We start from the raw sequence: 11,155 nt of genomic DNA on the forward strand, positions 1-11,155 counted from the left end.
CCTCAATGCGGCACCTGGTGCTGGACGAACTGTCCCGGGGCATCGTGGAACGGTTGGACCCTGCCAGCGCCTCGTTCGTGAACTCCAGCGGCCTGGCCAAGGCCTCTCCCATGGGGATGGGCCTGTACAGGATCGAGCCGGTGGGCAAGGTGGGCTCCGTCCGCACCTCCACGGTCCAGCTGGATGTGCGGCCCAAGGACCGGCTGGGGCTCGGCCGGCTCCTGTTCCTGCTCAGCTATGCGGGGGACCAGGGTTTCCGGCCGGAGACCGTTGCCGCCGCCGAGGAGAGCGGGTTGTGGAGCGCGCTGGCCGAGTCGCTCGCACAGCTGGCGGAGCGCGCCCTGGGCCGCGGCGTGCTGCAGGGCTACTTGACAGTGGACGAGTCGCTGCGGACCGTCAAGGGTCGCATTAGGATCTCGGACCAGATTTCACGGCGGCCGGGCATGTTGGTGCCCCTTGAGGTCTCTTACGACGAATTCACCGAGGACATCGCGGAGAACCGGATCCTGCGCGCCGCACTTGAGCGGATGGGCCAGGTCCCGGGGGTGCGCCCGGAGGTGCTCAGCCGGCTCCGCCAGCTCAAGGGAAAGCTCGGCGCCGTCACGCGGCTTGCCGCGGGGGCACCGCTGCCGCCGTGGAGGCCCACGCGGATGAACCTGCGCTACCACGCGGTGCTCCGGCTGGCGGAAGTGATCCTCCGCAACGCGTCGGCCGAAGCGGGCGAGGGCGGGCAGCAGACGGCCTCGTTCGTGGTGGACATGGCCCGGGTGTTCGAGGACTTCGTGGGCGCAGCCCTGCGGGAGGCCATGGCCGGATACCCGGGGGAGCTGCGGCTGCGGTACAACGCGCTGCTGAGCGAGGCGGTGCGGGACACGGACAGGCTGCAGGTCCGGCCGGACGCCGTGCACCTGCTGGGCGGACGGCCCGTGGTGGTGTACAACGCCAAGTACAAGGCGGCTTCGGATGCCGGCGCCTCGCTGACGGCCGACCACTACCAGATGCTGGCGCACTGCACCGCCCTGGCCGTGCCCACCGCCTGGCTGGTTTACGCGGGTGCGGGCGAGATGAAGCTCCGCCGGATCCTCAACACTGACATCGACATTGTGGAGTTTCCGCTGGACCTTTCCCGGCCGCCGTCGGACATCCTGGCCTCGGTCCGTGAGCTGGCCCGGCAGTCCTGGGGTGAGGTGGTCCGGCAGTCCACACCGTAATGCCGGGCGCGGGTGGGGATTAGACCGGGACCCGGAACGTGAAGGTGGTGCCCTTGCCCAGTTGGCTGTCCACCTGGATCGTCCCGCCGTGCGCTTCGACGATGGCCTTGCTGATGGGCAGGCCCAGGCCGACGCCGGGTATGGCAGTGCGGCGGACGTTGCTGGTGCGGAAGAACTTGGCGAACACTTCGGACGTGTCCTCCGCGGTCATCCCCATTCCGGTGTCGGAGACGCGGCAGGCCAGCTGCCCGTCCTCCTGCGCCAGCCTGACCAGGACGTTTCCGCCGTCGGGGGAGTACTTGATGGCGTTGGACACCAGGTTGTCCAGGACCTGCGAGATGCGGGCGCCGTCCACATGGGCTTCCAGCTTGTCCGGCGTCTCGGCCGCCAGGACCACTCCGGCCACTGCGGCCTTGGGCAGTGCGGAGGAGACGCTGGAACGGACCAGCTCGGCCACATCCACCGTGTGCGGCGTCACGATCAGCTGGCCGTTGCGGCTCGCGAGCAGGTCGGACACCAGGGTCAGGAGGCGCTCGGAGTTCCGGCGGATGATCTCCAGCATCTCCCGGTCTGAGTCTTCCTGCTCCTCGGCCAGCAGGATCTCCACATAGCCCAGGATGGACGTCAGCGGGGTTCGGAACTCATGCGAGACGCTGGAAACAAATTCGTCCTTTGCGGACAGGGCGTTCACCAGGTCCGTCACGTCGCTGAAGGCGATCACCGAGCCTGCAAACTTGCCGTCCGGATCCTTCATGGCACGCGCTGTCGTCACGAAGGCGCGCTGCTCCTGGCCCTCACCCAGCCAGACGAGGTAGTCGGTGAAGGTTTCGCCCAGCACGGCGCGGCGGACCGGGCGGTCCTCCACGGGAACCGGGGTTTTCCGGTCCGCGCCGAAGACCAGCAGCTGGGACTCGTTGGGGTCCGCGTTGTCCTTGGGGCTGGCCAGGACGTGGTTGGCCCGCTGCTTCCGGTTCATCAGGACGTCATGCCCGTCAGCGTCAACGGCAAGGACGCCAAGGTGGACGGTATCCAGGACAGCATTGAGGAGCGATTCCTGCCGCTGGCTGGAATGGAGGGTGGCCTGCAGTTGGTCGTCCTTCTCCTCCAGCTCCCGCTGCTGCCGCATCATGCTCAGCGTCAAAACGCTCACGGACACGCCGATCCCGAGCGTGATGACGGGGAGGAGCAGGGTCCGGGCAAAGTCCTGCGCGGTAAAGGTCCCCTTGAGGAGCAGCGGCGCCCACAGAATGGCCAGCGGGGCGAGGAACGCGAGCCAAAGGGCCAGCCTGGGGTAGTAGCCCGAGGCGCACAGCCAGATAACTGGCAGCACCGCGAGCAGGCCGATGCTGGTCAGGCTCTCGAGGCCGCCTTCCCGCCCGAACCCGATGGAGACGAAGTCGAGCACCGGGATGATGAGGAAGCTCGTGTACGGCAGCCGCTCCCAAGGGACGAGGTAGCAGGACGCCATCAGGACGAGCTGGGAGACCAGGAACATGACGAAGAAGGGGTTTCCCATTCCCTGGGGAAAGAACACCCACACCAGGAAAGCCGTCAGGCACGTAGTCACAAAGAGCGGCATCTGGCTCAGTGCTACGCGGTCCCGCAGCCGGTACTCGTGGAAGGGACGCCGGAAGAATCGCAGCCGTCCCGAGGACCAGGCGACGGGATCAGTCATTGCGTGGCGACTTTCGCGCGAGGGTGTAAGGGGCCATACCAGCAGGATATCCGCAGGCAGCTATACTTCTGACGTTGGCTGCTGAGGGGGCACTATGAGTGATGCACGTGTAGGGCTGGTCATCGAGGATGACCACGACATCCGGGAATTGGTCCGCACGGTCCTGACCCAGGCCGGTTTCGAAGTGACAGTGGCCAGCAGCGGCGCCGAAGGCGTGCTCATCGCGAAGACCCTGAACCCGGACGTCATCACCCTGGACCTCGGCTTGCCGGACATCGACGGCTTTGAGGTGTCGCGGCAGATCCGCGAGTTCTCCGACGCCTATATCGTGATGCTCACGGCCCGCACGGAAGAACTGGACACCCTGATCGGGCTGGAGTCCGGCGCCGATGACTACCTCACCAAGCCGTTCCGTCCGCGCGAGCTGCGCGCCCGTATCGCTGCAATGATGCGCCGGCCCCGGTCCGGTGCGGAAACCGAGGCGTCCACTGTGGAAGCTGCGGAGGGCACCGGACACTCCGAACGCGGAAACTACAACCACAACGGCCTGGAACTCAGCTACGCTTCCCGCACCGTGGTGGTCGACGGGAAGGAAATGAACCTCACCCGCACCGAGTTCGAACTGCTCCACGCCTTGCTTGAGGCCGGCCGCACGGTCCGCACCAAGGCTGACCTGGTGCGCCGGCTGCGGGACGAGGATTACGACGTCGGCAGCTACATCAGCGAGGCCGACGAACGGTCAGTGGAAGTCCACATGGGCAATCTCCGCAAGAAGCTTGGCGATTCCCCGCAGCAGCCGCGCTGGCTGCAAACCGTTCGCGGCGTGGGCTACCGGCTGGCACCAAGCGAGCACTGAGCTTGCAGCCGGTGCATGGTCAGTCCGCTGCACAGGTTGATGGGCCTAAGGAAAGTGGCGGCCAGCCGGGGAAGGACGACGGCGGCGTCAGACGAGCGTGCGTCGGTGCGGATTTCGTCTTCGAGGTCCAGAGCCAGGGCGGCAAGCCGCTCGGCTCCCACCATCTGGCTTGACGTCTTCAGGCTGAGGACAGCGTCCACTGACCCCTCCAGATCCCCTGTCGTCAAGGCCAGCCGGAGGCGGTCGATGCGCTCTGGCAGGCACTCGATGAAGTTGTCCACGAACACCCTGCAGTACCCCTCGTCCTCGTGCAGTTCCTCGCGTAGGCGGTCGAGTACGGACTGGTCCACCAGCGGCCGGGGGGCATCATCTGAGGCGCTCACGACGCTCCTTTCAGCTGGGAGAAACCATTGACGGAAACGTCGCGGGTTATTGGGGGCTGTGCTCTTTCAGGTTAGGTCTGTGGGCACTCGGCGGCAGTCTTTCAGGGGATAATTGTGGGTTTCTTGATGGGAGTACGGGATCTGCGCCAAATACTTGAGCCAGTGCTTCCTGCACGGAAAAACTGCGACTCCGGCCGCCCGTCGGCTCGGCCACGTTCCAGTTCCGGACCACGGCAACCGGTTCCTTCAGTGCCGGGATCACCATTCCCGCTGGCGCGGCAGGGAACACCACCATCACGGCCAAGACCTCTTCCATGAAGGCCTCCACCGTTTTCGTGGTGGAGGCGGCCCCGGTACCTGCGCCCCAGCCACCCGCCGTCAGCACTGCTCCGCTGCGTTTCGGCGTTGGCACGGCCGGGGGAGCGCTGGCTGGGGCCGAACTGGATGAGGTGGCCAACCTCGCAGGGGAAAGCCCCTCGATGGTCCTGATGTACAAGGACTTCCGGCAGTCCCCACCCCTGGCAGAGATGGACGCAGTACACGCCCGCGGGGCGGTGCCGCTTCTGACTTGGGAGCCGTGGGCCTGGGGCGGCGGCGTCAACCAGCCGGCCTACTCGCTGGACCGGATTACGGCCGGTGATTTCGATGCCCGGATCACCGAGTGGGGTCAGGCCCTCGCTGCCTGGGGCAAGCCAGTGATGCTGCGCTTTGCCCACGAAATGAACGGCAATTGGTACCCCTGGTCCGAAGGGGTCAACGGAAACCAGTCCGGTGACTACATTCCGGCCTGGCAGCACGTCCACGATCTTGTAGACATGGAGCAGTTGGATCATGCCGCAGGAGCTGTTCGGACCCGGCATCGCCCAGCTCCGCACGCTGGCTCCGGGCAAGCCCATTCTCATCGCGGATACGGCTTCCACCGAGCTGGGCGGGTCCAAAGCCGTCTGGAACACCGACCTCGTGTCCTTCCTGGCTGCCCAGCCAGACGTGGTGGGCTTCGTCTGGTTCCACCTGCAGAAGGAAGCCGATTGGCGCATCAACAGCAGCGACTCGTCCGCGTCCGCCCTCAGGAACGCCTTGCTGGCACGGCGCAGCTGAATCCCGTCAAGAAGCAGGCTGGTCCTTGCCGCTTTCGAGGAAGCGCACCAGATGGTCCTCCAGCGCAGAACCGTCCCTGAGCTCGCACTCCCAGACGGTGAGGACCTCCCACCCGGCGTCCTCAAGCAGGCGGCGCTGGCCGGCGTCGCGCTCCCTTGTCCTGGAGCGCTTCGCCGCCCAGAATTCCGCGTTCGCCTTTGGGGCGTGCTGTCCAACCCGGCAATCGTGGAAATGCCAGAAACAGCCGTTCACGAAGATGACTTTGCGGCGGCCGGCGAACACCAGGTCCGGGTTGCCGGGCAGCCGCGACGTGCCGGACCTGCCGTGCAGGCGGTAGCGGTAGCCCTTGGCATGGAGCAGCCTGCGGACCAGCAGTTCGGGCTTGGTGTTCTTGCCCCGGATCCGGGACATGTTCCAGCTGCGCCGCTCCGGAGTCAGCTTGTCCGCCATACTCCAAGTCTAGGAGCGCTCAGATCTCCCGCTCGGGCTGTTCGCCGAACACGAAGTGGCGGCCGCTGACCGACGTTGGCTCGATCTCCACGTAAAAGTCCTTGAGCGTGGGCACCCAGGTCTTCAGGCCCAGCGCCTCCACAGCCTCCAGCTCTGCCGATTTGTTCAGCACGCGGGCGGTTCCGCGCAGCACCACGGACCAGGCCTCGTCGGAGTCGATGCCGTCCGCTTCGAAGAGCACCGTGGAATTGATGGTCAGCTGTGCCAGCTTGTTGCCCGGCGCCGTCCGGAGGTAGATCTTCCGCTCCGCGGTCACGTAGTTCACCGGGAAGATATCCGGTTCGCCCGCAACCGAGACCACCAGCCTGCCGTGTTTGGTGTTCTCCAGGAGGTGCCAGGACTGCCCATCGGTGAGTTCGAGTACGGGTTGGCCGTCTGCGTGTTCAAACATCATGAAGCCATTCTTCTACGCATTGTAGAAACACGCCAGAGGGTTGGCTGTTTTTGACTCAGTCACTGTCAGCGGCGGCCGAAGTCTGGCCGTGGCGCGAGCAGCGGGCCCACCAGCCAACGGGAGAAACCTGGACCTTGAGCCGGCGCCCGCACTGGAGGCAAAAGCGCGGAGGTTCCAGTTCCAGCCGCACCACGCAGTTTTGGTGCGGGGACGACGGCGGTGTGCTGCCGCCGTCGTACGCTTCCTTCTCCGAGGGGAGGCCGCAGTGCCCGCAGAAGATGAAGGGGGTCGGGCTCGTCGAGCCGGGGGAGCGGGTGGGGGTCATAGCGTCTTCTGCAGTTCCTTGATGGGCATGTTGAGGTCCACCAGGAGGTTTAGGTCGGCGGTGGCCGGCCGGCCGAGGGTGGTGAGGTAGTTGCCGACGATGACGGCGTTGATGCCGCCCAGCAGCCCGTCACGGGTTCCGAGGTCGCCGAGGGTGAGCTCCCGGCCGCCGGCGTAGCGCAGGACGGTCCGGGGCATGGCGAGGCGGAAGGCGGCGATGGCGCGGAGGGCGTCCTTCCCGTCCATCACCTGCTGGTTCTCCAGCGGAGTGCCTGGCCGGGGGTTGAGGAAGTTCAGCGGGACTTCGTGCGGATCCAGGGCGGCCAGCTGGGCCGCGAGTTCAGCACGCTGTTCGAGTGTTTCACCCATACCGATGAGGGCCCCGCAACACAGTTCCATGCCGGCGTCCTTGACCATGGCGCAGGTTTCCAGCCGTTCCTCGTAGGTGTGGGTGGTGACCACCTGGGGGAAATTGCTCCGGGCGGTTTCAAGGTTGTGGTTGTAGCGGTGGACGCCCCAGCTGGCCAGCTGGTCCACCTGCCGCCAGGTCAGCATGCCCAGGGAGCAGGCGATGTTGATGTCCACTTCCTCGTTGATCCGGTCGATCGCGAACTTGATCTGGTTCATGAGTTTGATGTCCGGCCCGCGGACGGCGGCCACGATGCAGAATTCCGTGGCTCCGGTGGCAGCGGTTTCCTTGGCGGCCTTGACCAGTTCCGGGATGTCCAGCCAGACGCCCCTTACTGGGGAGTCGAACAGGCCGGACTGGCTGCAGAAGTGGCAGTCCTCGGGGCAGCCGCCGGTCTTGATGGAGATGATGCCCTCCACTTCCACGTCCTCGCCGCAGTGCCGGAGGCGCACCTGGTGGGCCAGGTCCAGGGCGGCGGGAAGGGCTTCGTCCGGCAGGCGCAGGACTTCGACCAGCTGGGCCTCGGACAGGCCGAGGCCCTGTTCCAGGACCTGCCTGCGGGCGGTCTCGAGGATTGGATATTTCAGGAGTTGCGGTTGAGTCGTCATGGGTGGTCCTCCGGCTGACTGGGATGGCTTCCCTGCCGACGCTAGTTCCGGACTGCCTCCCTGTTTTTGTCGGATGGCCACAAGGGCCGCCTGCCGGTTTTGTTGACAGCTTTGGTCAAGACCTAACACAGCCGAGGCAGGTCCGTGACTGGGCTGTCTTCCCGGCTGGATAGCGTCGCATCGGACCCCCTCCCCGGACGAAAGCGACCCTGACAGGGCCGCTACTACCTCCGGGCCTGTGGATAAGTTTGATCGACACATTGTGACGTGGGCTACCCTTAAGGCACTGTCCGGAGCACGCCGTCTGATAACTACTGGGGGAATAGCGGCCCATGGCTTTACAGAACGTTGTTACGTCACGTGGTTTCCGGGCTGGAGCCCTCGGTTTGGCAATTGCTCTCTCCCTTGGATTGGCCGGATGCAATTCGAGGGAGTCGCCCGGGCAGGGCGGGACCACCACTCCTGCGTCGACTGACCTGGCCACTACCAGCACTTCGCCAACGCCTACCCCGTCACCCACCGCTGTTTACAAGCCCGCCGACGCCTCCGGCCCGGCCCAAAACGTCCCGGTCCCCGTCATGCCCGAGGTTGCCAAGACCGAGACGAAGGAAGGTCTTGAGGCATTCGCGAAGTATTGGTTTGAGCTCCTGAGCTATGGCTATGAGACCGGTGACACGAAACCGATGTCTGCGCTGACCAGTCCTGCTTGCACCATGTGTGAACGAGCCAAACAGGTCCAGGAAGGTTGGCACCAAGACGGGCGGTGGTTGGCAGGCGGCAGAGTGACAACGCCGTCAATCAGCACAGCTTTTGCCGCGACGCCGAGTGGAAGCTATCAAGTGGCTGTGCAGGTTTCGCAAGAACCACTCAGCTACTACAACCCAGATAAGAGTCTGGACACTACTGATCCAAAGCCAGCGGATTCCGGAAACTTAATGTTGGTCATATTCCGAGACGGTGCGTGGTTCGTTCAAACTGTTGAACCCATCGTCGGGTAGCGGCATGAAAGCCTTATTTCGTTGTTGCGCCATGGGCTTTCTACTTTTTTCTGTCGTCGTGCCCACCGGGGCATATGCGGAAGCGCCATCGAGCATCGCGCGCGAGAACGATTCCTCTTCTCCTCCAGAATCGGTCGCCCCGCCCCCGAAAGGCCACTGGAGTTCGGGGGGAGCAGACATCATAGGATGGCGGCTGGATCCAGGTACGGGTGATTTTTCCCGGCCTGAACCCGGCGCGGTCTCCACTGACCCCAACGAGTACAAATACGAGCTCCAGTGCCATCTTGGCGGGGGAGACTTCGACACTCCTTGCCTGGGCAGGCAGTTGGAGTGCAAGGACGGCCCCGACGGTGAGGACGGGATCCCGGTTATGTGGTTGTCCCGGCCTCGGGGAGTGCGGGGTGCCGTCTGGGCGCCCCACTCCGGCCCCACTTGCCTCTATGACGCAGCGCCGGAGGACCTGTTGCCGCGCATTGCCGCGGACATCCAGCGGGAATTCCAGAACCTGCCCATCAACGCGGGAACCGTAACAGCGCAGCCAAGCCCGCACACGCTCCGCGGCGCTGAAACCAACTTCTACGCCGAGGCAGTTGAGCAGCAGTTCGACATCACCATGTTCGGCCAGGCCGTCCATGTGGTTGCCACTCCCGTCCAGTACACCTGGAACTACGGCGACGGCACTGTCTTCGGTCCCCAGCCGTCCATGGGAGGCCCGCTGCCGCAGGACCGCTGGGGTGAAAAGACCCGCACCAGCCACGCTTACGGCCAGACCGGCGACTTCCAGGTTGTCCTGACCACTTCCTTCCAGGGCACCTACTCCGTCAACGCCGGTCCGCCGCTGCCCATCCCGGGCCAGGGCCAGTTTAGTTCGCCGCCCCAGACCATCAGCGTTTGGCGCTCGCTGACCCGCAACTATGCCGACGACTGCAACACCAACCCGGACGGCCAGGGCTGCCCCGGCGCGCCGGCATCCAGATAGCCCCTGACCCAGCACCAAACGGTTGTGATGCCGATCGCATCCCGGAATAGTTGTACGCGCCTCCCAGTTGGCATGGGCAGTACGTCTTTAGCCTTCGAAAGGAACTGCGCATGCTGTTTTCCCCTCTCACCCTCGGCGAGCTTGAACTTCCCAATCGCCTGGTCATGGCGCCGTTGACCCGGCTCCGCTCCGGTGAGGAAGGCGTCCCCGGCCCGCTCGTCGCAGAACACTACCGCCAGCGCGCCTCCCTGGGCCTCATCGTCAGCGAAGGCACCTACCCCAGCCCCGCGGGCCGCTCCTACCCGGGCCAGCCCGGCATCGTCACCACGGAACAGATTGCAGGCTGGAAGAAGGTCACGGACGCCGTGCACGCCGAAGGCGGCCGCATGTTCGCGCAGATCATGCATGGCGGCCGGGTTTCGCACCCGGACATCACCGGAGGCCACCAGCTTGTGGCGCCCAGCGCCGTCGCCATCGAGGGTGACGTCCGGACCCCCTCCGGAAAGCAGCCGTACCCCGTCCCGCACGCCCTCACCACCGACGAACTGCCCCTGCTGATCCAGGAAATCGTCGATGCCTCGCTGAACGCCGTCGAGGCCGGCTTCGACGGCGTGGAGCTGCACTCCGCCAACGGCTACCTGCTCCATGAATTCCTGGCACCCAACTCGAACGTCCGTAACGACAGCTACGGCGGCTCGCCCGAGAACCGGGCCCGCTTCGTCATTGAGACAGTCAACGCCGTGGTGGCAGCGCTGGGCGCCAACCGCGTGGGCATCCGCATTTCCCCGGAACACAACGTGCAGGGCATCGCCGAGACCGATCCGGCGGACGTGCGCGCCACCTACGAAGTCCTGGTGGACAGCATCGCCCCGCTCAACCTCGCTTACCTGAGCATCCTGCACCACGAACCCACCGGTGAACTTGTCCAGGACCTCCGCGCCCGCTTCGGCGGAACCTTCCTGGTCAACACAGGTTTCGGTGTGGTCACCACCCGGGAAGAGGCGGTAAACCTGATTGCCGACGGCCACGCCGATGCTGTGGTGGTGGGCCGGCCTGCCATCGCCAACCCGGACCTGGCGCGGCGCTGGAAGGAAGCACTTCCGCTCAACGAGCCGGATGCCTCCACCTTCTACGCAGAAGGCGCCAAGGGGTACATCGACTACCCCGCCTACCAGGTCTAGCGGGCCCGGACACATGGCGACGGCGGCACCTGCAAGTGGGTGCCGCCGTCGTTGCTGCTCGGTGTGCTGTCCCGGCAGCGGGGCCGGAAGCCATCCGACGACTTCCGACCGACTTACGTTTCAGTTTGGCCCGCCGGACCCCTCTGGAAGCCGGCGGTGATCAGATGCTACTCCATCGAATTTACTTTTGCTAGACCTCTGCCACCGTAGCTGCTGCAGCGGCCGAAGGGGCCTACAAAACGGCTTCCCGGCCGGTCCCTTCCCTCATCACCAGCTTGCCGTCCTCGATGGACACGAGCACGCTTTTCGGCTTGCCGGTGACCTTCGTGATCGCCTTGAGCCCGCGGTTCGTCACCTCCACACCCACTTGGGCGCCCTTCGCCGGCAGTTCCACGGACACCTCCGACGCTATGCCAAGGATCGGATTGGTGGACACAGCAAGGTCCCGCCGCGCCTGTTTCCCGTTCACCGTCACGGTGATATTGGCTTCCTCGAACCCCTCCTGAAACACAATCAGCAGTTCCCGCAT

General features: G+C 65.1%; 12 protein-coding genes and 1 pseudogene. 6 read left to right on the forward strand and 7 right to left on the reverse strand.

Annotated elements, in window-relative coordinates; translation table 11 throughout:
- Positions 1 to 5: 5 nt before the first annotated feature.
- On the forward strand, positions 6 to 1,211 hold the full coding sequence (locus AC5RT3_RS13620) for a 5-methylcytosine restriction system specificity protein McrC (protein ID WP_494124420.1): 1,206 nt from the start codon (positions 6 to 8) through the stop codon (positions 1,209 to 1,211).
- 19 nt (positions 1,212 to 1,230) lie between these two features.
- Here AC5RT3_RS13620 and AC5RT3_RS13625 read toward each other — a convergent pair whose 3' ends face one another.
- Positions 1,231 to 2,886, reverse strand: coding sequence for a sensor histidine kinase (locus tag AC5RT3_RS13625; RefSeq protein WP_494124421.1), 1,656 nt, complete (start codon positions 2,884 to 2,886; stop codon positions 1,231 to 1,233).
- A 94-nt stretch (positions 2,887 to 2,980) separates the two neighbouring features.
- Between AC5RT3_RS13625 and AC5RT3_RS13630 the strand changes: the two genes are divergently transcribed.
- Positions 2,981 to 3,742 (forward strand): response regulator transcription factor, encoded by a 762-nt coding sequence (locus AC5RT3_RS13630; RefSeq protein WP_494052846.1) that lies wholly within the window; start codon positions 2,981 to 2,983, stop codon positions 3,740 to 3,742.
- Here the strand turns inward: AC5RT3_RS13630 and AC5RT3_RS13635 are convergent.
- Positions 3,715 to 4,125 carry an Hpt domain-containing protein gene (locus AC5RT3_RS13635; RefSeq protein WP_494052847.1) on the reverse strand — a complete coding sequence of 137 codons (411 nt, stop codon included), beginning with the start codon at positions 4,123 to 4,125 and terminating at the stop codon, positions 3,715 to 3,717. The genes AC5RT3_RS13630 and AC5RT3_RS13635 overlap by 28 nt on opposite strands.
- Positions 4,126 to 4,307: 182 nt before the next feature.
- Here AC5RT3_RS13635 and AC5RT3_RS13640 point away from each other — a divergent pair.
- A pseudogene (locus AC5RT3_RS13640) lies at positions 4,308 to 5,223 on the forward strand (glycoside hydrolase family 26 protein).
- A gap of 6 nt (positions 5,224 to 5,229) precedes the next feature.
- Here the strand turns inward: AC5RT3_RS13640 and AC5RT3_RS13645 are convergent.
- The 4 genes from AC5RT3_RS13645 to bioB are packed head-to-tail and all read right to left on the reverse strand — an operon-like array spanning position 5,230 to position 7,468.
- A complete protein-coding gene (locus tag AC5RT3_RS13645) occupies positions 5,230 to 5,673 on the reverse strand; it encodes a very short patch repair endonuclease (protein ID WP_494011661.1) in 444 nt (147 codons plus the stop codon).
- Between the two features lie 19 nt (positions 5,674 to 5,692).
- Positions 5,693 to 6,127: a pyridoxamine 5'-phosphate oxidase family protein gene (locus AC5RT3_RS13650; RefSeq protein ID WP_494052849.1), complete on the reverse strand. Its 435-nt coding sequence runs from the start codon at positions 6,125 to 6,127 to the stop codon at positions 5,693 to 5,695.
- Between the two features lie 55 nt (positions 6,128 to 6,182).
- Entirely contained in the window at positions 6,183 to 6,452 is a 270-nt protein-coding gene (gene bsaP, locus AC5RT3_RS13655) for a biotin synthase auxiliary protein BsaP (protein ID WP_494124422.1), read from the reverse strand.
- Positions 6,449 to 7,468 carry a biotin synthase BioB gene (gene bioB / locus AC5RT3_RS13660; protein WP_494124423.1) on the reverse strand — a complete coding sequence of 340 codons (1,020 nt, stop codon included), beginning with the start codon at positions 7,466 to 7,468 and terminating at the stop codon, positions 6,449 to 6,451. The genes bsaP and bioB overlap by 4 nt, the downstream gene beginning before the upstream one ends.
- Before the next feature lie 332 nt (positions 7,469 to 7,800).
- Here bioB and AC5RT3_RS13665 point away from each other — a divergent pair, with 332 nt between their 5' ends.
- The 3 genes from AC5RT3_RS13665 to AC5RT3_RS13675 all read left to right on the forward strand — a co-directional run bounded on the left by AC5RT3_RS13665 (position 7,801) and on the right by AC5RT3_RS13675 (position 10,626).
- Positions 7,801 to 8,466, forward strand: coding sequence for a DUF6318 family protein (locus AC5RT3_RS13665; protein WP_494124424.1), 666 nt, complete (start codon positions 7,801 to 7,803; stop codon positions 8,464 to 8,466).
- A gap of 463 nt (positions 8,467 to 8,929) precedes the next feature.
- Entirely contained in the window at positions 8,930 to 9,445 is a 516-nt protein-coding gene (locus AC5RT3_RS13670; RefSeq protein WP_494124425.1) for a PKD domain-containing protein, read from the forward strand.
- Positions 9,446 to 9,555: 110 nt separating this feature from the next.
- Positions 9,556 to 10,626 (forward strand): alkene reductase, encoded by a 1,071-nt coding sequence (locus AC5RT3_RS13675; protein ID WP_494124426.1) that lies wholly within the window; start codon positions 9,556 to 9,558, stop codon positions 10,624 to 10,626.
- Positions 10,627 to 10,858: 232 nt separating this feature from the next.
- Here AC5RT3_RS13675 and AC5RT3_RS13680 read toward each other — a convergent pair whose 3' ends face one another.
- Positions 10,859 to 11,155, reverse strand: coding sequence for a hypothetical protein (locus AC5RT3_RS13680; RefSeq protein ID WP_494124427.1), 297 nt, complete (start codon positions 11,153 to 11,155; stop codon positions 10,859 to 10,861).

Source organism: Arthrobacter sp. Y3221159, assembly GCF_059089885.1.